Below are 22,784 nucleotides of genomic sequence, written 5' to 3'. Positions count from 1 at the left end.
TTTTCAGCACGCGCACGTCCTCAGACCAGAACCAGGTTGTCACGGTGCACCAACTCGGGCTCCGCGATATAGCCCAGGATGCTTTCGATGGCATCCGACGGCTGGCCGATGATCTTCTGCGCCTCCAGGGCGCTGTAGTTGGCCAGGCCGCGCGCCACTTCAAGGCCGTCCGGGCCGACGCACACCACCATCTCGCCACGACGGAAGCTGCCCTGCACGGTCTTCACGCCAACCGGCAGCAGGCTCTTGTTGGCCTGGCGCAGCGCCTGCACGGCACCGGCATCCAGCACCAGGGTGCCACGGGTCTGCAGGTGGCCAGCCAGCCACTGCTTGCGCGCCGCAAGCATGCCGCGCTCGGGCGACAGCAAGGTACCCAGGCGTTCGCCAGCCTTGAGGCGATCCAGCACGCGCTCGATGCGGCCACCGATGATGATGGTGTGGGCACCGGAACGGGCTGCCAGGCGCGCGGCGCGCAGCTTGGTCTGCATGCCGCCACGGCCCAGAGCACCGCCGGTACCGCCGGCTACGGCGTCCAGTGTCGGGTCGTCGGCGCGGGCCTCGTAGATCAGCTGGGCTTCGGGGTTGTTGCGCGGGTCGGCGTCGAACATGCCATCGCGGTCGGTAAGGATCACCAGCAGGTCAGCCTCGACCAGGTTGGCCACCAGCGCCGCCAAGGTGTCGTTGTCGCCGAAGCGGATCTCGTCGGTGACCACGGTATCGTTCTCGTTGATCACCGGCACCACGCCCAGGTCGACCAGCGTGCGCAGGGTACTACGGGCGTTCAGGTAGCGCTTGCGGTCGGACAGGTCGTCGTGGGTCAGCAGGATCTGCGCGGTGTGCTTGCCGTGCTCGCCGAAGCTCGACTCCCAAGCCTGCACCAGGCGCATCTGGCCGATCGAGGCAGCCGCCTGCAGCTCGTTCATCGCACTCGGTCGCGACGTCCAGCCCAGCTGGCTCATGCCGGCAGCCACGGCCCCGGAGGAGACCAGTACCAACTCCACGCCTGCCTCACGCAGCGCAACCATCTGCTCGACCCAAACGGCCATGGCACCGCGGTCGAGGCCTTTGCCATCGGCGGTCAGCAGAGCACTGCCAATCTTCACGACCCAGCGCTTGGCGCCCGTCACCTTGCTTCGCATCTTCTTCCAACCTATGTCGAATCTGTAGATACCGTGGATACAAAAACGCCGCTCCAAAGAGCGGCGTTTAGTGTACTGCAACCGGTCAGTCGCGCACGTAAATGATTTCCGGGCCGTCTTCGTCGTCCTCGAAATCATCATCCCAACCGTCATCGTCGCCAATGTCGTGCACGCTCTTGACGCCGGTACGGCGCAGGGTACGGGCGTCGTCCAGGGCCTGCAGCTGGGCGCGGGCTTCGTCTTCGATGCGCTGGTCGAGGTCGGCCAGCTCTTCGGCGTAGGCCGGGTCGTTGGCCAGGCGGTCGGCGCGGTCTTCGAGGTAGCGCATCAGGTCGTGGCTGAGCTTTTCGGTGCCCTGCTTGGAGATGGCCGAGATCACGTAGACCGGGCCTTCCCACTGCAGGCGCTCGACCACTTCCTTGACCCGCTCGTCGCGCTCGTCATCCATGACCATGTCGGCCTTGTTCAGCACCAGCCAGCGCTCACGCTCGGCCAGCGACGGGCTGAAGCGGGTCAGCTCGTTGACGATGACTTCGGCGGCATCGGCCGGGCTGCTTTCGTCCAGCGGCGCCATGTCCACCAGGTGCAGCAGCACGCGGGTACGCGCCAGGTGCTTGAGGAAGCGGATACCCAGGCCGGCGCCTTCGGAAGCACCTTCGATCAGGCCGGGGATGTCGGCGATGACAAAGCTCTTCCAGCGGTCGACACTGACAACGCCCAGGTTCGGCACCAGGGTGGTGAATGGGTAGTCGGCCACTTTCGGCTTGGCGGCCGAAACCGAGCGAATGAAGGTGCTCTTGCCGGCGTTCGGCAGGCCCAGCAGGCCGACGTCGGCCAGCACTTTCATTTCCATCTTCAGGTCGCGCTGCTCACCCGGCTTGCCAGGGGTGGTCTGGCGCGGCGCACGGTTGGTGCTGGACTTGAAACGGGTGTTGCCCAGGCCGTGCCAGCCGCCCTGGGCGACCATCAGCTTCTGGCCCGGGGTAACCAGGTCACCGATCACTTCCTGGGTGGAGGCGTCGATCACGGTGGTACCGACCGGCACACGCAGGAACAGGTCTTCGCCTTTCTTGCCGGTGCAGTCGGTGCTGCCACCGTTGGCGCCACGCTGGGCCTCGTGGTGACGGGTGTAGCGATAGTCGACCAGGGTGTTGAGGTTTTCGTCGGCGATCATGTACACCGAACCACCATCACCACCGTCACCACCGTTGGGGCCACCGTTCTCGATGAACTTCTCGCGACGGAAGCTCATGCAACCGTTGCCGCCGTCACCGGCCTTGACCCGAATGGATACTTCGTCAACAAACTTCATTAAAACCGCCTCTCGTCGGTAGACGAGCTGAATGACTCAAAAACATGAGGCTCTTGCAAAAATGAGCGCGGCGGCCCCGTACGACCGTAGAAACTCACGCCGGCAGCCCATACAAACAGCTTTGCAAGAGGCTCACCACAAACGAAAAAGCCCCGTCGCGTGACGGGGCTTCTGGAGCGACGTCGCGATTAAGCGGCGACGATGCTCACGTAACGGCGCATGAACTCGCCTTTCTTCTCGAACTTGATCACGCCTTCGATCTTGGCGAACAAGGTGTGATCCTTGCCCATGCCAACGCCGTAGCCAGCGTGGAATTCGGTGCCGCGCTGACGGACGATGATGTTGCCTGGCTTGATAACCTGGCCGCCATACATCTTCACGCCAAGGCGTTTCGATTCTGAGTCGCGACCGTTACGAGTACTACCACCAGCCTTCTTGTGAGCCATGGTTCAATTCTCCAAATAAATTCAGGGGATCTAGGGGATTAAGCCTGGATGCCGGTGATTTTGATCTCGGTGAACCACTGGCGGTGGCCCATACGCTTCATGTGGTGCTTACGACGACGGAACTTGATGATGCGAACCTTGTCGTGGCGGCCTTGCGAAACGACTTCGGCCACTACTTTAGCGCCAGCAACAACTGGAGCACCGATGGTGACTTCTTCACCGTTGGCGACCAGCAGGACGCGATCGAAGGTCACGGATTCGCCAGTGGCGACTTCCAGTTTTTCGATCTTGAGGAATTCACCTTCAGCGACTTTGTACTGCTTGCCGCCGGTAACGATTACTGCGTAAGACATGGTATTTCTCCGATAATCCTGCTCACCCAGCGCTTTATATGATGAGTATTGGCTGGCATGGCTGCACAGGGCTGGAACGGCCCGGCGCAATTGCGTAAGGCAGGTGCTGCCCAGGAAGTTAGGGTGCGCGATTGTACGCAACCGCGGTTTTGCTTGCAAGTACCGCCCCCGGCGCGCTGGCACCGCGCCTTGACACGCCGGGACCCGCGACCTAGCATGCCGCGCAACCTCACTGGAGCAGCCGATGCAACCCCAATCCTTCTACCGCGCGGTGGCTGATGATTTCAGCGCCGTCGACGAGATCATCAAGAAGCAGCTGACCTCGCGCGTGCCGCTGGTATCGAAGATCGGCGACTATATCACGTCCGCCGGTGGCAAGCGCCTGCGCCCCCTGCTGGTGCTGCTGTGTGGCAAGGCCCTGGGCCGCGAAGGCGACGACCTGCGCCTGCTGGCTGCCACCATCGAATTCCTGCACACCGCCACCCTGCTGCACGACGACGTGGTCGACATGTCCGGCATGCGCCGTGGCCGCTCCACCGCCAATGCCCTGTGGGGCAACGCACCGAGCGTGCTGGTGGGCGACTTCCTCTATTCGCGCTCGTTCGAGATGATGGTCGAACTGGGCTCGATGCCGGTCATGCAGATCCTGTCCAAGGCCACCCGCGTGATTGCCGAGGGTGAAGTGCTGCAGCTGTCGCGGGTACGCGATGCCAGCACCACCGAGGAAGTCTACATGGAGGTCATCCGCGGCAAGACCGCGATGCTGTTCGAAGCGTCGACCCACAGCGCCGCCGCGCTGGCCGAGGCAACCGACGAACAGCGCGAGGCCCTGCGCACCTTTGGCGACCACCTGGGCGTGGCCTTCCAGCTGGTCGACGACCTGCTGGACTACAAGGGCGACTCGCAGACCCTGGGCAAGAACGTCGGTGACGACCTGGCCGAAGGCAAGCCTACCCTGCCGCTGATCTACACCATGCGCGAAGGCACTGCCGAACAGGCTGCGCTGGTGCGCCAGGCCATTCAGAAAGGTGGCCTGGAAGACCTGGAGCAGATTCGCGTGGCGGTAGAAGAGTCGGGGGCGCTGAAGTACACCGCGGAGCTGGCGCGTGACTACGTCAAGCGTGCCATCGCCTGCCTGGAAGTGCTGCCGGCCAGCGAATACCGGGATGCGCTGGTCGAGCTGAGCGAGTTTGCTGTCGCGCGTACTCACTGATAGACCGAGTCGCCTTCATTCGCGGGTAAACCCGCTCCCACAGGGATATCACAGGGCTCTGGGCCTATGCGGTACCTGTGGGAGCGGGTTTACCCGCGAAGCTTTTGTCCGGACATAATCACTTTCGCAGAAATACCTTTTACAATGCGGGTTTTCAACCGCCCGTCTGTTTGTTTGAGGAACCGAAGTGAGCACTCTGCCACCCTGCCCGAAATGCAACTCCGAATACACCTATGAGGATGGCACTCAGCTGATCTGCCCTGAATGCGCCCACGAGTGGTCGGCCAGCGGCGACACCGAAGCGGCCAGCGACGAGGTGGTGAAGAAGGACTCGGTCGGCAACATCCTGCAGGATGGCGACACCGTCACCGTTATCAAGGACCTCAAGGTCAAGGGCTCGTCCCTGGTGGTCAAGGTCGGCACCAAGGTCAAGAACATCCGCCTGTGCGACGGCGACCACGACATCGACTGCAAGATCGACGGCATCGGCGCCATGAAGCTGAAGTCCGAATTCGTACGCAAGGTCTGATTTTTCTTAAAACCGCCAATTGGCGCTTGCTATTCAGATAATAAGAATTATTCTCATTGGGACTGCTATCCAAGGAGAATAGCCATGACTTATCTGATCGACGCCTGGCTGGACCGCCCTCACCCCTACCTGCGCATTCTTCATCGGGAAACCGGTGAAGTGTGCGCGGTGCTTGAAGAAGAAGCGCTCGACGAGCTGCGTGACCTGGGCGACCTGGACATGAGCGGGCTGAATTCGAGTGAACCGGGGGTGCTCAAGGAGCTGGTGCGGAATCTGTTTCTGTTCTGCTATGCGCGGGCGTTGCGCCCCGGGGGAACAGACTGGAATTGAGGCTGGCAGGGCCGGCCTCTTCGCGGCGGTTCGTCGCCACGATGAACCCGCTCCCACAGGGACTCCACAGCATCTGAATCCTGCGCTGTACCTGTGGGAGCGGGCTTGCCCGCGAATGGGCCGCAAAGCGGCCCCAGCGGCATTACAGAACGTCGAGCAGCTCGACGTCGAACACCAGCACGCTGTGCGGCGGGATGCTGCCAACGCCTTGGGCGCCGTAGGCCAGCTCGCTCGGCACGTACAGGCGCCATTTGCTGCCAGCGTTCATCAGTTGCAGGGCTTCGGTCCAGCCAGCGATCACACCACCTACCGGGAATTCAGCCGGCTGACCACGGTCGTAGGAGCTGTCGAACACAGTGCCGTCGATCAGGGTGCCGTGGTAGTGGGTGCGCACGTTGTCTTCGCGGGTCGGCTTGGCGCCTTCGCCAGCGGTCAGTACTTCGAACTGCAGGCCCGAAGCCAGGGTGGTGATGCCGTCACGCTTGGCGTTCTCGACCAGGAATGCCTTGCCAGCGGCAGCAGCGGCTTCAGCCTTGGCGGCTGCTTCGGCTTGCATCACGTCGCGGATGACCTTGAAGCTGGCCGACAGGTCGGCTTCGCTGACGCGGCTGTCGGCGCCGTTGAAGGCGTCGGTCAGGCCGGCCAGGATGGCTTCCAGGCTGACGCCTGGTGGCGGGTTGTCGCGCAGCTGGCCGCCCAGCTGACGGCCGATGCCGTAGCTGACGCGAGTTTCGTCGGTGGACAGGTTGAGTTCGGACATTGTCGTGCTCCACTGCAGGGCGCAGTGAAGCCGCGCCCTTGATGAAAAGGGCGAGCAGCCTAGCATACTGGGGCGCTGCGAGCAGCTACCAGGCCGAGCGCTGGGAAATCGGCACCTTCAAGTCTTCTTCCGGGTGCGTGCCCATGCCGCACATTTCGTCCTGCACCGACCAGTGCACCAGGTTCATCGAGACCATGGGGATGGTTTGCAGCAACTTGCGCGCATCCTCCACCGAGTGCACGCGCAGGCGTTCACCACGGGGGTCTGAGAGGGGGTGGGCGTGGCCTTTGATCCGGGCCTCGAGCAGGTAGTCACCGCCTTCGATGGCGATCAGGTTCAGTTCGTCGACATGGCCAGCCCTGGCCTCGGTGTTGAGCTGATGCAGGTTCATGAAAGCACCTCGCGATGAGAACCACGCATGAGAGCTCATTTTTTGTACAGAATGGACGAATGCACAAGGCATGACTGACGCCGCTCGTCAGGTGGACCGTACCGGCCTCTTCGCGGGCTTGCCCGCTCCCACAGGGATCGCGAAGAGGCCTGAAGGCTCAGTGCTTGGTCAGCTTGTCCAGGTAGCCCATGCAGAATGCCGAGACCACGAAGGTCATGTGGATGATCACGTACCACATCAGGTAATCGGTGGAGATGTTCTGCGCATCCATGAACACACGCAGCAGGTGGATGGACGAGATGGCCACGATCGACGCGGCAACCTTCATCTTCAGCGACGAAGAGTCCATCTTGCCCAGCCAGTTGAGCTTTTCCTTACTCTCGTCGATGTCCAGTTGCGAGACGAAGTTCTCGTAGCCGGAGATCATCACCATCACCAGCAGGCCGCCCACCAGGGACATGTCGATCAGCGACAGGATCACCAGGATCAGGTCGGCTTCGCTGAGGGCGAAGACGTTGGGCAGGACGTGAACCACTTCCTGGAAGAATTTCAGCGCCAGGGCCAGCAGGCCAAGGGACAGGCCGAAGTAGATAGGGGCGAGCAGCCAGCGCGAGGCATACATCGCGTTTTCGAGGATACGTTCCATGGAGTGTCGGGACTCATCAGGTGACTAAAAAAGCGACGGCGAGTATAGCCAGCCACCTGTTACAGCAAAAGCCCGGTGAAATGGGGGCTGCTTTGCAGACCATCGCGACACAAGGCCACTCCTACAAGAGATCGCGGTCCCTTGTAGGAGCTGCCTTGTGTCGCGATGGGCCGCAAAGCGGCCCCCGGCCTCAATCAGGTCTCAGGATGAAACTGGTAATCCCCCAGGTTCCGGCAACGCTCACCATTGATCCGCCGCAACTGCGCCTGTAAATGCAAGCACCAGATCTGCGGATCCTCGGCCACCTGATAGCCATGCAAGGTCAGGCTGTCGACAATGGCATTGAGCACCGATTCGGCCACCAGCGGCCCATGGAACGGCCCTTGGGCCTTGATCGCGGAGGGTTGTTCACCGGCCATGCCGGCGGCGAACAGCAGTGTCCACATGCCGTTGTCCCCGGCCAGCGGACGAATGCTGCATTCGATGCGGGTCACCAGGCCCAGGCACTGGCGTGTGAGGCTGAGATTGCGCATGGCCGCGCCCCCTCCAATAAGCCTTGTTCAGCCTGAACCTCAGGCTGTTTCCATCCTGAACGCTGATACCGTCCTTAAGTTCCAGCATAGAAGAACGGTATAGAAAGATGGAAAACCGGCGCTGAACGGTAGCACATCGCCGCCAGCGCCGGTTTATTGACTCAGGCCGGTTTGGCCTGGGCGATCACCTCTTCCAGGCGGTCTTTCTCCGCCTTCTCGATTTCTTCCTCGCTGATCATCTCGGCGATCTCACGCAGGCGCTCAACCACCCGGGCGTTGACGCTGCCTTCGGTGAACTGGCCCTTGTCATCCGGCACACCGGCCTCCTCGCCCACCAGCAAGCTCAACGCCTCGTCGGCCTGGCTGACCGCGTACACGTGGAACATGCCGTTCTCCACCGCCTGCAGCACGCGCTCGTCGAGCATCAACGTGGCAACGTTGGCACGCGGGATGATCACCCCTTGCTCGCCGGTCAGGCCGCGCGCCTCGCACAGGCGGAAGAAGCCCTCGATCTTCTCGTTGACCCCGCCCACTGCCTGCACTTCGCCAAACTGGTTGATCGAGCCGGTGATGGCGAAGCACTGTTTGAGCGGCGTGCGCGACAAGGCCGAGATCAGCGTGCAGGCTTCGCCCAGCGAGGCGCTGTCACCATCCACATAGCCGTAGGACTGTTCCAGGGCGATGCTCGCCGAGATCGCCAGCGGGAACTCCTGGGCATAGCGGCTGCCCAGGTAGCCGGTGAGGATCATCACACCTTTGGAGTGGATCGGCTGGCCGAGGTTGACCTCACGCTCGATGTCGACGATACCGCTGCCACCCGGATACACGGTGGCGGAGATACGCGCCGGCATGCCGAACGCCGAATCGCCCACTTCCAGCACCGTCAGGCCGTTGCACTTGCCGATGGCCGCGCCTTCGGTGTCGATCAGGATGATGCCGGCGAGCATGTCGTCCAGCACCCGCTGCGAAACACGCCCGGTGCGGGTGGCCTTGGCCTTGAGCGCACGCTCGATGTGCCCGGCGTCGGTCATTTCGTCACTGGCCAGCTGGCGGATGAAATCGGCTTCGCTGACCAGCTGGAACAGGTCGCCGATACGTGCCGACAGGCGCGACTGGTTTTCGGCCAGGCGGGCACTGTACGTGGCCAGGCGCGCCACCGCGTCGCTGGTCAGTGGCGCCATGCCTTCTTCGTTGGTGCGGGTGCGCAACAGCTGGGCGAACTGCTCCAGGTTCTCATCGACCATGGGCATGTCTTCGTCGAAGTCCACCAGCACCCGGAACATCTCCTGGAAGTCCGGGTCGTGGTCCTGCAGCGCGTAGTACAGCTGGCGCGAACCGATGATGACCAGCTTGATGTTCAGCGGGATCATCTGCGGCGTCAGGCTGACGGTGGCGACCCGGCCCAGCTCGCCGAGCGGCGACTCCATCTTCAGCTTGCGCGATTGCAGCGCGCGCTTGAGCGCGTCCCAGACGAACGGCTCGCCCAGCATCTTCTCGGCTTCGAGGATCAGGAAGCCGCCATTGGCGCGGTGCAGCGCGCCCGGGCGTAGCTGGCGGTACGAGGTGTACAGCGCGCCCTGATCGGTGCTGTATTCGATACGTCCGAACAGGTTGTCGTAAGTCGGGTGCGGCTCGAACACCACCGGCGCACCGCCGTCGGCGTGGTGGCCGACCACCAGGCTTGGGGCGTACTGCTCTTCCAGCAGTTTGCGCGCGGCAGCGTCAGTCTTGCTGTCTTCGACCAGTTGCTCGACCACGGTACGCAGCAGGTTCAGCTGCACCGACTGCAGGTAGGCGCAGACGGCAGCGTTCTCGGCGTACTTCTCCGACAGCGGCGCCAGCAATGGCTGCAGGGCCAGGGTGATGGTTTCTTCGTTGAGCTGGCGCAGCTGGTTGTTCGACTCGCGTTTCCATTGCGGCAAACTGGCCAGCTCTTCGTTCAGGCGTTCCTCGAGCAGGGCGATATCTTCGTGGAACTGCTCGCGCACCTCTTCCGGCAACTGGGCAAATTCGGCTTCATCCAGCGCCTTGCCGTCGGCCATCGGGGTGAAGGCAACGTTGCTGGCATCGCGGTACAGGGCCACATCCTTTTCCAGCGAGGCGCGCTCGATCACATCCAGGGCGCGGTCGTAACGCTGGTTGAAGGCGCGGTCGATGGCGCCTTTCTTCTGCTGGTACGAAGGGTGCTCGAACACCGCCGGGAAGGTCGACAAGAGGTTGTCGATCAGCCCGTTCATGTCGGCGATGAACGCCCCGGCGCTGCCGGACGGCAATTCCAGCGCACGCGGTTCGCGGGTGTCATCGAAGTGGTTGACGTAGACCCAGTCGGCAGGGGTTTGCTGTCGCTTGCCCTCGGCCTTGAGGTAGCGCTTGACGAACGAGAAGCGGCCGGTGCCGGGCTCGCCCATCACATACACGTTGTAACCAGGGCGCGGCATGGCCACGCCGAACTGCAGGGCCTCGACAGCACGCTCCTGGCCCAGGACTCCGCGAAACGGCTCCAGATCGTCGGTATGGGTAAAGGCAAACTGCTCGGGGGAGAAACGCCGGGTCAGGGCTTCAGGCGCGAGACGCAGGCGCGCAGCGACAGGATCGGGCATTGGGTTTCCTTACTTCGGCGGGGCAGATACGCAGCATTCTGGCGCTGCCCGCGCGCGCCTTGCAAGGCTCCGCAGGACTTTATGTCGCAGCCGAAGCAGGTCATGGAACAGCAAATTTTTCGCAATCAACAACGCAACCTTTAGATCGTGCCTAAACTCCAAGCTGCGCGGGTGGGTGAAAAGCTTTCCCGACCTGGCAACCGAGTTGCCAGAAACCCTGACCCTTGGTTAAGTCAAATAGAGAACAAATGCTATGAAACGGATTCTTCTGGGTACTCTGTTCACCGTGGTCTCGATCAATGCCATGGCCGAAGCGCCAGGCGGCCCGAACTGCGGCTGGGGCAACATGCTGTTCGAAGGCCAGCGCGGCACTCCGGCACACTTCCTGGCTTCCACCACCAACGGCACCTCCGGTAACGCCACCTTCGGCATGACCTCCGGCACCAACGGCTGCTCGACCAGGGCGTCGCTGACCTACGGCGGTAAGTCCTGGTTCGCCATGAATGGCATGATGAACGAACTGTCCGAAGACATGGCCATGGGCCAGGGTGAAGCGCTGACCACCTATGCCGTGGTCCTCGGTGTGGCTCCGGAAGACCGTGGCTACTTCGCGTCGGTCACCCACCAGCACTTCAACCAGATCTTCAGCAGCGCCGACGTCACTGCCGAAACCGTCCACAGCAACACCTTGGCCGTTCTGAAGAACGACCCACGCCTGGCCAAATACGCAACCGAGGCCTGAGTGCAGCTGCTCCCGCCCCGGTTCCGGGGCGGGTTTCGCCTTTTTTCGGCATCGTTCAGAAGTAGTTGCCCGACATGCTCAAACGCTTCGTATCCCTGGCGCTGTGTGCCTGCGCCCCTGTTCATGCCGCGCCCGTGCTGGACCAAGGCCGTGTCCAGCAACTGGCCAACACCCCTTACTGGATTGCCCTGGGCCATTACGAAACCGCCAAGCTGGGTGGCTGGCGCAGCTACGTGGACGATGAGGCGTTCTTCCTTGCCGAGGACGGCGCGCACCACCCCGATCAGGAGCTGCAAGCCACGGTCGAAGCGCTGTACGCGCCGGCCAACCTCGGCGACAAGCATGCCCAGTGCGTGTTCCCGGCGCGCACCCGCTGGCTGCGCGAACAGCTCGACCTGCAGGATTTGCCACAACCAAACTGCCAGGAATTCACCACCTGGTACCAGTCGATCGACCCGCACAGTGCGGCGCTGATCTTCCCGGCGGCCTACCTGAACAGCCCGTCATCGATGTTCGGCCACACCTTGCTGCGCATCGACCAGTCCAACACCCGCAGCGACGACACCACGCTGCTGAGCTACGCGATCAACTTCGGCGCCTACATCGAAGGCAGCGACAACAGCATCCTGTATGCCTGGAAAGGCCTGATGGGCGGCTACCCGGGCCTGTTCGCGCTGATGCCCTACCAGGAAAAACTGTCCGAATACCGCAGCCTGGAAAACCGCGACCTGTGGGAGTACCAGCTGGACCTGACCCCGGAAGAAACCGGGCGCATGGTCGAACATGTGTGGGAGCTGAAGCAGATCCAGTTCGACTACTTCTTCTTCGACGAGAACTGCTCGTATCGCCTGCTGGAACTGCTGCAGGTGGCCCGCCCGAGCCTGGACCTGACGTCGCAGTTCCCGCTGACCGCGATCCCGACCGACACGGTGAAGGCCGTGAAGCAGTCCGGCATGGTCGCCAGCGAAACGTACCGCCCTTCTCGCGAACGCGAACTGTTGGCCCGGGCCGAGCCGCTTGATCACGACGAGAAGCGCCAGGTGCTGGCTGTAAGCGCCGACACCGCGCAATTGCAGAGCCCCGAATTCAAGGCCCTCCCCCGCCAGCGCCAGGCGCTGGTGCAGGATGCCGCGTACCGCCTGGAGCGTTACCGCGCCAATGGCCAGGAGCGCGACCCTGGGCAGGCCAAGCGCAGTTTCGAACTGCTGCGGGCAATCAACAGCAACCCGCCACCGCCCCTGCAGATCGAGCGCCCGGGCCTGCCCGAGGACGGCCATGATTCGCGCACCTGGCAGCTGGGCGTGGGCACCCGCGAAGACCGCGCCTACGCCGAGTACGGCCTGCGCATGGCCTACCACGACCTGAATGACAACGCCTATGGCTTCCCGCTGGGTGCGCAGATCGAGATCCTGCAGCTGAAGCTGCGCCAGTACGAAGGCAATGACTGGCAGGTACAGCGCCTGGACCTGGCCACCATTCGCTCGCTGACGCCGCGCAACGAGCTGCTCAAGCCTTGGTCGTGGCAGGTGGCCGGCGGGCTTGAGCGCGTGCCGGGCAAGCATGATGACGAAGTGCTGGTGAGCCATGTGAACGGCGGGGCCGGTGGCACCTGGCAACTGGCCGACGGGTTGCTGGGCTTTGCCCTGGGCACGGTGCGGGTCGAGCACCACAATGATTTTGCTCAGTTCATCGCCCCGGCGGCGGGCTTCAATGGCGGGCTGCTGTGGCGCAACGGGCTGGGCAACATGACGCTTGAGGCCAAGGGCGATTATTTCGCCAATGGTGAGGTGCGGCGCAGTGTGAGCCTGAACCAGCAGTGGGAGATCAGCCAGAACCTGGGCGTGCGGTTGAGTGCTTCGCGGGAGTTCAGCCACCTGGCTACGGCGCAGAACGAGGTGATGCTTGAGCTGAAGTGGTATCACTACTGAAGCGGACTTTGTGGGAGCTGCCTTGCGTCGCGAAAGGGGTGCGAAGCGCCCCCAGATTGTTGCACTCATGCAGAATTGCCGGGGCCGCTTTGCGGCCCTTTCGCGACGCAAGGCCGCTCCCACAAATGACCGCATCACGGCTGACCTATGTGAACCAACCGAGTCTTTGACACTGTTTTGACGGTTCCCCGACAGAACGCCACCTAGACTTTCCAGTATCAACCGGAGGTTTTGTGGTTATGTCGCGGTACTGGTTCGGCGTGTGCATGGCGTTGTTGCTGTCTGGTTGCGAAACCACCCACGAGCAGATGATCAATCAGGGTTATCCCCCCGCCTATGCCGATGGTTTCCAGGACGGCTGCAGCAGCGGCCGCCAGGCGGCGGGGCTGATGGTCGGTGGTTTTCGCAAGGACGTGCCGCGCTACCTGCACGAGCGCCAGTACGAAAGCGGCTGGGACGACGGTTTTCGCCAGTGCCACGCCATGCAGAACAGCGAAGAACAGCGCCAGTACCACGAGCGCTTCTGGGACCAGCGCGAACGCGACTGGGAGCAGGAAAAAGACCGCGATGCCGCACGCGCCTATCGCCACAACTGAGTCGCAAACGGACATTCCTTGAAACCGGCAGCCTGCGATGATGGTCTCCTGCACAAGGAGGCCACACATGAGCCGAGCATTCGTCAACGAAGACCAGGCCGCCGCCCAGGCTGATCAGCCGGTCGAGCGACGGGTCAGTGAACAACCCAACTACGTCACCGCCAGCGGCCTGCGCCAGCTGCAGGAGCGCGTGGCCGAACTGAATGCCCTGCGCAGCGAATTGCAGGCCCAGGGCGAACGGGGCGACAAGCAGCGGCTGGCGGATACCGAACGGGACCTGCGCTACTTCAGCGCGCGGGTGCAGAGTGCCCAGGTGGTGCCGGCGGCGACTTCCCGCAGCAAGGTACAGATTGGTAGCCGGGTGCGGTTTGTCGATACGCAGGATCAGGAACATGTGGTGCGGCTGGTGGGCGAGGATGAGGCGGATGCCGGGCGGGGGCTGATCAACTGGGGGGCGCCGTTGGGGCGGGCTTTGCTGGGGGCGGGGCCTGGGGATGAGGTGGTCTGGCGGCGGCCGGTCGGGGAGCAGGTGATCGAGGTGGTTGAGGTTATGAGTGAAGGTTGAGGGCCTTGGGGGCTGCTTTGCAGCCCATCGCGACACAAGGCCGCTCCCACAGGAGTACGCAATTCCCTGTGGGAGCGGCCTTGTGTCGCGAAAGGGCCGCAAAGCGGCCCCAACGGCCTCGAATCAAACCACGCCCTGCGCCAGCATCGCATCAGCCACTTTCACGAAGCCTGCGATGTTCGCACCTTTGACGTAGTTGATGCTGCCATCCGCCTCTTCACCGTAATGCACGCAAGCATGGTGAATCGACTGCATGATGTTGTGCAGCTTGCTGTCCACCTCACCGGCAGTCCATAGCAGGCGCATGGCGTTCTGCGACATCTCCAGGCCCGACACAGCCACGCCACCAGCGTTGGAGGCCTTGCCCGGGGCGTACAGGATGCCCGCTTCGAGGAAGATATCCACAGCCTCCAGGGTAGTCGGCATGTTGGCGCCTTCGGCCACGCAGATGCAGCCATTGCGCAGCAAGGTGCGGGCGTCTTCGGCGCCCAGCTCGTTCTGCGTGGCACACGGCAGGGCGATGTCGCACGGCAGGCTCCACGGGGTCTGGCCCTTGCGGAACTCCAGGCCGAACTGCGCAGCCAGCTCGCTGATGCGGCCACGCTTGACGTTCTTCAGCTCCATCACCGCATCCCACTGGGCATCGGTCAGGCCGGCTTCGGCGTACAGGGTGCCTTCGGAATCAGACAGCGAAACCACCTTGCCGCCCAGGTCCATGACCTTGCGCGCAGCATACTGGGCCACGTTACCCGAACCGGAAATCGCCACGCGGCAGCCATCGATACGCTTGTCCTGGCGCTTGAGCATTTCTTCGGCGAAGTACACGCACCCGTAGCCGGTGGCTTCCGGGCGGATCAGGCTGCCGCCGTAAGTCATGCCCTTGCCGGTCAGCACCGAAGTGAACTGGTTGGCCAGGCGCTTGTACTGGCCGAACATGAAGCCGATTTCGCGGGCACCCACGCCGATGTCGCCGGCCGGGACGTCCAGGTCAGCGCCGATGTGGCGGTACAGCTCGCTCATGAACGCCTGGCAGAAGCGCATGACTTCGGCATCGCTCTTGCCTTTGGGGTCGAAGTCCGAGCCGCCTTTGCCGCCGCCCATGGGCAGCGAGGTGAGGGAGTTCTTGAATACCTGCTCGAAGGCCAGGAACTTGAGCACGCCCAGGTTGACCGACGGGTGGAAGCGCAGGCCGCCCTTGTACGGGCCGATGGCGCTGCTCATCTGAATGCGGTAGCCGCGATTGACCTGCACCTTGCCCTGGTCATCGACCCAGGACACGCGGAACAGTACGGCGCGCTCGGGCTCGACCATGCGTTCCAGAATACCCGCCTGCAGGTAATGCGGGTTGGCCTCGAGGAATGGCCACAGGCTGCGCAGCACTTCTTCCACCGCCTGATGGAATTCAGGTTGGCCCGGGTCGCGTTGCTTCAGGCGCGCGAGGAAATTGTCGACAGATTCGATCATGGTAGACATCTCACCAAGAGGATTGGACTTATTGGTTTTTTTCAGGAATGTACCAAGAAGCAATCGCACCGGAATAGGGCGAAATGTCGTTTTTTTGAAATTATTTGGTGCGTTTTCTATAACTGTATACAAACCCACCGTCAGTGATGGCATCTTCGCGGGTAAACCCGCTCCCACAGGGGTTTTGCAAAAGTTTAAAACTGTGGGCTTTCCTGTGGGAGCGGGTTCACCCGCGAAGAAACCCACACCACTTTCCAGCCAGGCACAAAAATGGGGCCGCGAAGGCCCCATTCCTGTGCATCAGAACACCGGCTTACTGGGCCAGCTTCTTGTGCCGTACACGGTGCGGCTGGGCTGCAGCATCGCCCAGGCGCTTCTTGCGGTCGGCTTCGTACTCGGTGTAGTTACCCTCGAAGAACACCACGTTCGAGTCGTCTTCGTAGGCCAGGATGTGGGTAGCCACACGGTCCAGGAACCAACGGTCGTGGGAGATCACGATCGCCGCGCCCGGGAAGTCCAGCAGGGCTTCTTCCAGCGAACGCAGGGTTTCGACGTCGAGGTCGTTGGACGGTTCGTCGAGCAGCAGGACGTTACCGCCCTCCTTCAGGGTCAGGGCCAGGTGCAGGCGGCCACGCTCACCACCGGACAGGTCCTTGACGAACTTCTGCTGGTCGCCACCCTTGAAGTTGAAGCGGCCCACGTAGGTACGCGACGGGATCTCGTAGTTGCCGATGCGGATCATGTCGGAACCGTCGGAAATCTGCTGGAACACGGTCTTGGCACCGTCCAGGTCCTCGCGGCTCTGGTCGACGCAGGCCAACTGCACGGTTTCACCGATCTCGATGCTGCCCGAGTCCGGTTGTTCCTTGCCCATCAGCATGCGGAACAGGGTCGACTTACCGGCACCGTTACCACCGATCACACCGACGATGGCGCCTTTAGGCATGGAGAACGACAGGTTGTCGATCAGCACGCGATCGCCGTAGCCCTTGGTGACGTTCTTGAACTCGATGACCTTGTCGCCCAGGCGCGGACCGGCCGGGATGTAGATCTCGTTGGTTTCGCTGCGCTTCTGGAATTCCTGCGACTGCATTTCTTCAAAGCGCTGCAGACGGGCCTTGGACTTGGACTGGCGGGCCTTGGCGCCTTTGCGCACCCATTCCAGTTCCTCTTTCATGGCCTTTTCGTGGGCGCTCTGCTGCTTGGATTCCTGCGCCAGGCGCTCGGACTTGGCTTCCAGCCAGCCCGAGTAGTTGCCTTCGTACGGGATGCCGGCGCCGCGGTCCAGTTCCAGGATCCAGCCAGCGACGTTGTCGAGGAAGTAACGGTCGTGGGTAATGGCTACCACGGTGCCCGGGAAGTCGTGCAGGAAGCGCTCCAGCCAAGCCACCGAGTCGGCATCCAGGTGGTTGGTCGGTTCGTCCAGCAGCAGCATGTCGGGGGCCGACAGCAGCAGGCGGCACAGGGCCACACGGCGCTTCTCACCACCGGACAGGTGCTCGATGCGCGCGTCCCAGGCCGGCAGGCGCAGGGCGTCGGCGGCAACGTCCAGCTGACGCTCCAGGTTGTGGCCGTCGGCGGCCTGCAGGATGGCTTCCAGCTTGGCCTGCTCGGCGGCCAGCTTGTCGAAGTCGGCATCCGGTTCGGCGTAGGCCGCGTAGACCTCGTCCAGGCGCGCCTGGGCGTCCTTGATCACGCTGACCGCTTCCTCGACCACTTCGCGCACCGACTTGTTCGGGTCCAGTTGCGGTTCCTGTGGCAGGTAGCCAACGTTGATGTCGGGCATCGGACGGGCTTCGCCGTCGAATTCCTTGTCGACGCCCGCCATGATCCGCAGCAGAGTCGATTTACCGGCGCCGTTCAGGCCGAGCACGCCGATCTTGGCGCCCGGGAAGAACGACAGGGAAATGTTCTTGAGAATTTCCCGCTTCGGCGGCACGACCTTGCTCAGCCGATGCATGGTGTAGACGTATTGAGCCAAAACCAAGCCCTCTAATCAGATAGGTAAAGACATCGACGATCGCCCCGGCGCGCTGGCCAGGGGGATGTATTTACGGGGTGTCATTGAACAAAGTCGACCATTCTACGCCAACGCGCGGCGTTGCATAGGAGGGGCGGATGGTGGGAGTGGGATCGGAATCTATTGCCTGGACCGGCCTCTTCGCGGCTAAAGCCGCTCCCACAGGTACTGCACAGTATTCAAAGGCAGTGATATCCCTGAGGAGTACCACAGGAACTGCACAGAACTCAAAGGCAGTGATATCCCTGAGGAGTACCACAGGAACTGCACAGAACTCAAAGGCAGTGATATCCCTGAGGAGTCCCACAGGAACTGCACAGAACTCAAAGGCAGTGATATCCCTGAGGAGTCCCACAGGAACTGCACAGTATTCAAAGGCAGTGATATCCCTGTGGGAGCGGCTTTAGCCGCGAAAGGGCCGGCACAGCAGCCAACGATGGCTCAGACGTGACGCTGCCTGGCCTTGCCCCGCGGCAAGCGGCAACGCTCGCCCTGCTCGGCCAGGCGCGCGGCCCAGGCGGACTTCACACTGAAGCCACCGCTGCGAGCCGGCTGCTGTTCGGCAGCCTTGGCCGGTTTGGCCGGTTTGGCGGCCGCAGGCACATTGCTGACGACCTTGGCCGCCGGCTTGGCCTCGGCCACGGCAACTGCTGGCTCTGCTGCCGCCTTGGCGGTCTTGCGCAGTTCAGCCAGCGACGGGCTCTTGCTCTTGGCGACAGCTGCCGCCTCGGGTTTGCTCAGCGAACGCTGGCAAGACTTGCAGGATACGTCCTCGGTCACGGCAGTGCTGACAAGGGTCTGACTGCTGCGCCCGCAGGCGGAATCGAGGCCATTGGAGGAAAAGTGAGTAACCAAAACCGAACATCTCCGATGCGTTGTCATTTGAAGCGGGCGCATTCTCGCACAGGTTGCAGGAGCTTGCCGAACCACCGGGCAGGCACCATCGGTCATATCGGCTGGCACTTTGCCATAATTCTCGGCATGCTAGCTCGTTTCGGGTGTCCGGCCTTATAGTGCGCCACCGCGGTCTGGCAACCAGACACCGGCACACACCGTGCATGATCCATCCCTGCCATCGCCAGCCCAATCGCAGGATCAACGCTTGACCAATCTTACTCATCCGTCGTCATTGCGTTCCGCGCCACAGGCGCCCGCCGCCTCGCTGCGCGGGTCGATCAAGGGTGCGTTGGCGCTGCTGGCCCTGATCCTGCTGGGCCTGCTGCTGTGGCAACTGTTCGCCCAGTTCAACCATACCCAGGCCGACCTGCGCAAACAGAGCCTGGACGCCACCGCCGAACTGGCTGACCACCTGAGCCTGAACATGGCGTTCAAGGCCCAGCAGGCCATGAATGTGGTGCAGCCCTACGTCAAGCCGCCGACACCCTCGGCCCTGCCCAGCCTGCTGGGCACCCTGCGTGAGCGCCTGCCAGCCCTGCAGAGCATGGCCTGGCTGGACGCCAACGGGCAGGTGCAGGCCGACAGCCTGGCCGGCAGCCCCGACCGCCATTTGCTTGACGAACTGCTCAGGCTGAACCAGGGCAGCCCGTATTTCTTCACCAATTCGGCCGACAACCGCACCCTCTACCTGTTGCTACGCCAGGCCACCGAACAGGGCCGTGGCTACTGGCTGCTGCGCCTGTCACCGGACTACTACCGCACCCTCACCCTCCACCTGGATGGTGCCGGCCACCCGCTGTGGCTGCTGGAAAACAGCCGCAACGGCGAGGTACTGCAAAGCCATGCGCCAGCCGACACCAGCAACGAGCCGCTGCAAAGCGTGATGCTGGCCTTCATCGATAACAGTACCTGGCAGTTGCGCGGCCTGTTCGACGCCAAGCTGGCCCAGCAGAAGCTGCTGCCGGCGCTGCTCGGCAAATGCCTGCTGGTGCTGTTCTGCGCCCTGTTGCCGGTACTGGCCTTGATCAACATGCGCCGCCGCCAACGGGCGCTGCAGGAAGACCGCCGGCGCTATCAGGAAATCTTCGAAGGCACCGGCGTGGCCTTGTGCGTGCTCGACCTGTCCAGCCTGCCCGGCCAACTCGACCGCTACCACCTGCGCAACCGTGCCGCGCTCAAGCACAGCCTGGCCCTGGACCCGAACCTGCGCCGCTCGCTGCTGCTGGAGCTGAAGATCACCGAGATCAACCAGGTGGCCCGCCAGTTGTTGAACATCGACAGCCACGAAGGTGCCTGGCAGCGCCTGATCGACGGCACTGGCGATGGCCGCGACAGCATCGGCATGCAACTGATCGACGCGCTGATCGAACAGCGCCCGCTGCTGGAGCTGGAAGTACGCCTGCCGGCGCCGCTGGGTGGCGAGCTGCACCTGTGGCTGATGGCCCGCCTGCCGCAGCAGCGCCGTGACTACCAGGCGGTCATCCTCAGCATCAGCGACATCACCAGCCGCAAGCAGGTGGAGCTGTCGCTGCTGGAGCGCGAAAGTTTCTGGTCGGACGTGGTGCGCACCGTGCCCGATCAGTTGTACGTGCAGGACGTGCTCAGCCAGCGCATGATCTTCAGCAACCGCCACCTCGGCCAGACCCTGGGCTACGACCGTACCGAGCTGGCGCAGATGGGCGACCGCTTCTGGGAGCTGCTGCTGCACCCCGAGGACGCCGCGCACTACCAGGCGCTGCGCCAGCAACAGCGCGACAGCGGCCATGACCAGCCGCTGCACTGCCAACTGCGCTTCCGCCACCGTGATGGCGGCTGGCGCTGCTACGACATCCGCGAACAAGTGCTGACCCGTGACGCCGACGGCCTGGTCACGCGCATCATCGGCGTAGGCAAGGACGTGACTGTGCAGATCGAGGCCAGCCAGTCACTGCGCGACAGCGAACAGCGCTACCGCATGCTCGCCGAAAGCATCAGCGACGTGATCTTCTCCACCGACAGGCTGCTCCAGCTCAACTACGTAAGCCCCTCGGTGCAGAGCGTGCTGGGCTACCAGGCCGACTGGATCTTCACCAACGGCTGGCAGTCGATCGTTGCCAACCCGTCCCAGCTCACTGGCATCTACAGCCTGATGGAGCGCGTCAGCAAGGCCATGGGCGACCCGGCCCAGCTGGCCCAGCTGCGCAGCCAGTTGCCTACCCAGCTGTTCCTGTTCGACTGCCTGCGCGCCGATGGCCGCAAGATCCCGATCGAGCTGCGCCTGGTGCTGGTTTGGGACGATGAAGAACGCTTCGAAGGCGTGCTCGGGGTGGGCCGCGACATCAGCCAGCAACGCCGCGCCGAAAAAGACCTGCGCATGGCCGCGACGGTATTCGAGCACTCCACCTCGGCCATCCTCATCACCGACCCGGCAGGCTATATCGTCCAGGCCAACGAAGCGTTCAGCCGCGTCAGTGGCTACGCCGTCAGCGAGGTGCTCGACCAGTTGCCGGGCATGCTTACCGTCGACGAGCAGCAGGAAGGCCACCTACGCTACGTGGTCAAGCAGCTGTTCCAGCGCGGCAGCTGGGAGGGCGAGGTGTGGCTCAAGCGCCGCGACGGCGACCACTACCCGGCCTGGGTCGGTATTACCGCAGTGCTGGACGATGAAGGCGACCTGGCCAGCTACGTGTGCTTCTTCACCGATATCAGCGAGCGCAAGGCCAGCGAACAGCGCATCCACCGCCTGGCCTACTACGATGCCCTCACCCACCTGCCCAACCGCACGTTGTTCCAGGACCGCCTGTACAACGCCCTGCAGCAGGCCGAGCGGCAAAAGGCCTGGGTGGTGCTGATGTTCCTGGACCTGGACCGCTTCAAGCCGATCAACGATTCCCTCGGCCATGCCGCTGGCGACCGCATGCTCAAGGACATGGCCCAGCGCCTGCTGGCCTGCGTGGACAACGACGACACCGTGGCGCGCATGGGCGGTGACGAGTTCACCCTGCTGCTGCAACCGCGCGCTACCCGCGAGATGGCACTCAACCGCGCCATCCACGTGGCCGAGAACATTCTTGCCAGCCTGGTGCGGCCGTTCGTGCTGGAAAACCGCGAGTTCTTCGTTACCGCCAGCATTGGCATCGCCCTCAGCCCGCAGGACGGCAGCGAGCTGAGCCAGCTGATGAAAAACGCCGACACCGCCATGTACCACGCCAAGGAGCGCGGCAAGAACAACTTCCAGTTCTACCAGGCGGAGATGAACGCCAGCGCCCTGGAACGCCTGGAGCTGGAGAGCGACCTGCGCCATGCCATGGAGCAGAACGAGTTCATTCTCTACTACCAGCCGCAGTTCAGCGGCGACGGCAAGCGCCTGACCGGCGCCGAAGCCCTGCTGCGCTGGCGCCACCCGACCCGCGGCCTGGTGCCGCCGGGCGATTTCATCCCGGTGATCGAAGAGCTGGGCCTGGTGGTGGACGTGGGCGACTGGGTGCTGCGCGAGGCCAGCCGCCAGCTCAAGGCCTGGCACAAGGCCAAGGTGCGCGTGCCCAAGGTGTCGGTGAACATCTCGGCGCGGCAGTTCTCCGACGGCCAGTTGGGCACGCGCATCGCCACCATTCTGGAAGAAACCAGCCTGCCACCGGCATGCCTGGAGCTGGAGCTGACCGAAAGCATCCTGATGCGCGAAGTGAACGAAGCCATGCAGATTCTCGCCAGCCTGAAAAACCTCGGCCTGAGCATCGCGGTGGACGACTTCGGCACCGGTTACTCGTCGTTGAACTACCTCAAGCAGTTCCCGATCGACGTATTGAAGATCGACCGCACCTTCGTCGACGGCCTGCCTGAAGGCGAGCAGGATGCGCAGATTGCCCGGGCGATCATCGCCATGGCCCACAGCCTCAACCTGGCGGTAATCGCCGAAGGGGTGGAGACCCACGAGCAGCTGGAGTTCCTGCGCGAGCATGGTTGCGACGAAGTGCAGGGCTACCTGTTCGGGCGGCCGATGCCGGCGCATCAGTTCGAGGCGCAGTTCGCCAACGAGACGTTGTTCATGTTCCATTGATGCGTTGCCTGCACTGGCCTCATCGCCGGCAAGCCAGCTCCCACAGGTACAATGCATGGCTTGAGGCCAGCGCAGTCGAAGTGGGAGCTGGCTTGCCGGCGATGGGGCGCAACGCGCCCCCAAAAGCGGACTTCCAGGTCAACTCCGATCCCCGCCCAGCCCAGACACGGCGCGGGATGCAACATGAAGCCCATTGGTCCGCGACTTGATGCCACTTCATATGCCAGCCGCGAATCAATCGGTTAGAATGCCCCCCCAATTCACCCCGATCCTTGAGGACCGCC

20 protein-coding genes are annotated in these 22,784 nt (G+C 63.0%); 8 read left to right on the top strand and 12 right to left on the bottom strand.

Annotated features, from left to right (window positions below; genetic code table 11):
• Positions 1-20: 20 nt before the first annotated feature.
• From proB to rplU, 4 genes are all read right to left on the bottom strand, one after another.
• Positions 21-1,139, bottom strand: a complete 1,119-nt coding sequence (proB, locus tag RIN61_RS15385) for a glutamate 5-kinase (RefSeq protein WP_112251941.1) — start codon at positions 1,137-1,139, stop codon at positions 21-23.
• 85 nt (positions 1,140-1,224) lie between these two features.
• A complete protein-coding gene (cgtA, locus tag RIN61_RS15380) occupies positions 1,225-2,451 on the bottom strand; it encodes an Obg family GTPase CgtA (RefSeq protein WP_112251940.1) in 1,227 nt (408 codons plus the stop codon).
• Positions 2,452-2,639: 188 nt separating this feature from the next.
• Positions 2,640-2,897, bottom strand: coding sequence for a 50S ribosomal protein L27 (gene rpmA / locus RIN61_RS15375; RefSeq protein ID WP_003247464.1), 258 nt, complete (start codon positions 2,895-2,897; stop codon positions 2,640-2,642).
• A 38-nt stretch (positions 2,898-2,935) separates the two neighbouring features.
• The gene (gene rplU, locus RIN61_RS15370; protein WP_003247466.1) at positions 2,936-3,250 is read right to left on the bottom strand and encodes a 50S ribosomal protein L21; all 315 of its coding nucleotides are present in this window, start codon (positions 3,248-3,250) and stop codon (positions 2,936-2,938) included.
• 244 nt (positions 3,251-3,494) lie between these two features.
• Between rplU and RIN61_RS15365 the strand changes: the two genes are divergently transcribed.
• From RIN61_RS15365 to RIN61_RS15355, 3 genes are all read left to right on the top strand, one after another.
• Positions 3,495-4,463 carry a polyprenyl synthetase family protein gene (locus RIN61_RS15365; RefSeq protein ID WP_112251939.1) on the top strand — a complete coding sequence of 323 codons (969 nt, stop codon included), beginning with the start codon at positions 3,495-3,497 and terminating at the stop codon, positions 4,461-4,463.
• A gap of 187 nt (positions 4,464-4,650) precedes the next feature.
• The gene (locus RIN61_RS15360) at positions 4,651-4,992 is read left to right on the top strand and encodes a zinc ribbon domain-containing protein YjdM (protein ID WP_016713349.1); all 342 of its coding nucleotides are present in this window, start codon (positions 4,651-4,653) and stop codon (positions 4,990-4,992) included.
• Positions 4,993-5,076: 84 nt separating this feature from the next.
• Positions 5,077-5,322, top strand: coding sequence for a PA4570 family protein (locus tag RIN61_RS15355; protein ID WP_112251938.1), 246 nt, complete (start codon positions 5,077-5,079; stop codon positions 5,320-5,322).
• A 142-nt stretch (positions 5,323-5,464) separates the two neighbouring features.
• On the opposite strand, the gene RIN61_RS15350 is transcribed toward RIN61_RS15355, so the two are convergent.
• The 5 genes from RIN61_RS15350 to RIN61_RS15330 form a co-directional block, all read right to left on the bottom strand.
• Positions 5,465-6,082, bottom strand: coding sequence for a BamJ family beta-barrel-assembly machinery protein (locus RIN61_RS15350; RefSeq protein WP_025337633.1), 618 nt, complete (start codon positions 6,080-6,082; stop codon positions 5,465-5,467).
• An 85-nt stretch (positions 6,083-6,167) separates the two neighbouring features.
• Positions 6,168-6,473: a DUF6482 family protein gene (locus tag RIN61_RS15345; protein WP_085626988.1), complete on the bottom strand. Its 306-nt coding sequence runs from the start codon at positions 6,471-6,473 to the stop codon at positions 6,168-6,170.
• Positions 6,474-6,630: 157 nt separating this feature from the next.
• A complete protein-coding gene (locus RIN61_RS15340; RefSeq protein WP_003247486.1) occupies positions 6,631-7,119 on the bottom strand; it encodes a TIGR00645 family protein in 489 nt (162 codons plus the stop codon).
• Between the two features lie 194 nt (positions 7,120-7,313).
• Positions 7,314-7,652 (bottom strand): PA4575 family protein, encoded by a 339-nt coding sequence (locus RIN61_RS15335; protein WP_003247487.1) that lies wholly within the window; start codon positions 7,650-7,652, stop codon positions 7,314-7,316.
• A gap of 161 nt (positions 7,653-7,813) precedes the next feature.
• On the bottom strand, positions 7,814-10,252 hold the full coding sequence (locus RIN61_RS15330; RefSeq protein ID WP_313852682.1) for a Lon protease family protein: 2,439 nt from the start codon (positions 10,250-10,252) through the stop codon (positions 7,814-7,816).
• A 253-nt stretch (positions 10,253-10,505) separates the two neighbouring features.
• Here RIN61_RS15330 and RIN61_RS15325 point away from each other — a divergent pair, with 253 nt between their 5' ends.
• The 4 genes from RIN61_RS15325 (at position 10,506) to RIN61_RS15310 (ending at position 14,083) form a co-directional block, all read left to right on the top strand.
• Entirely contained in the window at positions 10,506-10,994 is a 489-nt protein-coding gene (locus tag RIN61_RS15325; protein ID WP_112251936.1) for a DUF3015 domain-containing protein, read from the top strand.
• Positions 10,995-11,068: 74 nt separating this feature from the next.
• Positions 11,069-12,922 (top strand): Lnb N-terminal periplasmic domain-containing protein, encoded by a 1,854-nt coding sequence (locus tag RIN61_RS15320; RefSeq protein ID WP_112251935.1) that lies wholly within the window; start codon positions 11,069-11,071, stop codon positions 12,920-12,922.
• Between the two features lie 239 nt (positions 12,923-13,161).
• Positions 13,162-13,518 (top strand): hypothetical protein, encoded by a 357-nt coding sequence (locus RIN61_RS15315; protein ID WP_207878432.1) that lies wholly within the window; start codon positions 13,162-13,164, stop codon positions 13,516-13,518.
• Between the two features lie 67 nt (positions 13,519-13,585).
• The gene (locus tag RIN61_RS15310) at positions 13,586-14,083 is read left to right on the top strand and encodes a GreA/GreB family elongation factor (RefSeq protein ID WP_313852677.1); all 498 of its coding nucleotides are present in this window, start codon (positions 13,586-13,588) and stop codon (positions 14,081-14,083) included.
• A 123-nt stretch (positions 14,084-14,206) separates the two neighbouring features.
• Here RIN61_RS15310 and gdhA read toward each other — a convergent pair whose 3' ends face one another.
• The 3 genes from gdhA to RIN61_RS15295 all read right to left on the bottom strand — a co-directional run bounded on the left by gdhA (position 14,207) and on the right by RIN61_RS15295 (position 18,422).
• The gene (gdhA, locus tag RIN61_RS15305) at positions 14,207-15,547 is read right to left on the bottom strand and encodes an NADP-specific glutamate dehydrogenase (RefSeq protein WP_313852675.1); all 1,341 of its coding nucleotides are present in this window, start codon (positions 15,545-15,547) and stop codon (positions 14,207-14,209) included.
• Positions 15,548-15,860: 313 nt separating this feature from the next.
• Positions 15,861-17,528, bottom strand: a complete 1,668-nt coding sequence (gene ettA, locus RIN61_RS15300) for an energy-dependent translational throttle protein EttA (protein WP_085601695.1) — start codon at positions 17,526-17,528, stop codon at positions 15,861-15,863.
• 480 nt (positions 17,529-18,008) lie between these two features.
• On the bottom strand, positions 18,009-18,422 hold the full coding sequence (locus RIN61_RS15295) for a hypothetical protein (protein WP_112251931.1): 414 nt from the start codon (positions 18,420-18,422) through the stop codon (positions 18,009-18,011).
• A gap of 247 nt (positions 18,423-18,669) precedes the next feature.
• On the opposite strand from RIN61_RS15295, the gene RIN61_RS15290 reads away from it, so the two are divergent.
• The gene (locus RIN61_RS15290) at positions 18,670-22,500 is read left to right on the top strand and encodes a sensor domain-containing protein (RefSeq protein ID WP_207879782.1); all 3,831 of its coding nucleotides are present in this window, start codon (positions 18,670-18,672) and stop codon (positions 22,498-22,500) included.
• Positions 22,501-22,784: the final 284 nt, after the last annotated feature.

Source organism: Pseudomonas inefficax, assembly GCF_032164165.1.
In the GTDB taxonomy this organism is placed as follows: Bacteria; Pseudomonadota; Gammaproteobacteria; order Pseudomonadales; family Pseudomonadaceae; genus Aquipseudomonas; species Aquipseudomonas inefficax.
Note: the sequence above shows the minus strand (reverse complement) of the source record. Positions and strands in the feature narration are given on the sequence as shown.

What these genes read in the sequence shown, in the direction of transcription:
- RIN61_RS15315 (WP_207878432.1), top strand. Translation starts at nt 13,162, where the DNA reads ATGTCGCGGTACTGGTTCGGCGTGTGCATGGCGTTGTTGCTGTCTGGT.
- RIN61_RS15350 (WP_025337633.1), bottom strand. Translation starts at nt 6,082, where the DNA reads ATGTCCGAACTCAACCTGTCCACCGACGAAACTCGCGTCAGCTACGGC.
- RIN61_RS15335 (WP_003247487.1), bottom strand. Translation starts at nt 7,652, where the DNA reads ATGCGCAATCTCAGCCTCACACGCCAGTGCCTGGGCCTGGTGACCCGC.
- rplU (WP_003247466.1), bottom strand. Translation starts at nt 3,250, where the DNA reads ATGTCTTACGCAGTAATCGTTACCGGCGGCAAGCAGTACAAAGTCGCT.
- gdhA (WP_313852675.1), bottom strand. Translation starts at nt 15,547, where the DNA reads ATGATCGAATCTGTCGACAATTTCCTCGCGCGCCTGAAGCAACGCGAC.
- rpmA (WP_003247464.1), bottom strand. Translation starts at nt 2,897, where the DNA reads ATGGCTCACAAGAAGGCTGGTGGTAGTACTCGTAACGGTCGCGACTCA.
- RIN61_RS15320 (WP_112251935.1), top strand. Translation starts at nt 11,069, where the DNA reads ATGCTCAAACGCTTCGTATCCCTGGCGCTGTGTGCCTGCGCCCCTGTT.
- RIN61_RS15330 (WP_313852682.1), bottom strand. Translation starts at nt 10,252, where the DNA reads ATGCCCGATCCTGTCGCTGCGCGCCTGCGTCTCGCGCCTGAAGCCCTG.
- RIN61_RS15365 (WP_112251939.1), top strand. Translation starts at nt 3,495, where the DNA reads ATGCAACCCCAATCCTTCTACCGCGCGGTGGCTGATGATTTCAGCGCC.
- RIN61_RS15355 (WP_112251938.1), top strand. Translation starts at nt 5,077, where the DNA reads ATGACTTATCTGATCGACGCCTGGCTGGACCGCCCTCACCCCTACCTG.
- RIN61_RS15345 (WP_085626988.1), bottom strand. Translation starts at nt 6,473, where the DNA reads ATGAACCTGCATCAGCTCAACACCGAGGCCAGGGCTGGCCATGTCGAC.
- RIN61_RS15340 (WP_003247486.1), bottom strand. Translation starts at nt 7,119, where the DNA reads ATGGAACGTATCCTCGAAAACGCGATGTATGCCTCGCGCTGGCTGCTC.
- proB (WP_112251941.1), bottom strand. Translation starts at nt 1,139, where the DNA reads ATGCGAAGCAAGGTGACGGGCGCCAAGCGCTGGGTCGTGAAGATTGGC.
- RIN61_RS15310 (WP_313852677.1), top strand. Translation starts at nt 13,586, where the DNA reads ATGAGCCGAGCATTCGTCAACGAAGACCAGGCCGCCGCCCAGGCTGAT.
- RIN61_RS15325 (WP_112251936.1), top strand. Translation starts at nt 10,506, where the DNA reads ATGAAACGGATTCTTCTGGGTACTCTGTTCACCGTGGTCTCGATCAAT.
- cgtA (WP_112251940.1), bottom strand. Translation starts at nt 2,451, where the DNA reads ATGAAGTTTGTTGACGAAGTATCCATTCGGGTCAAGGCCGGTGACGGC.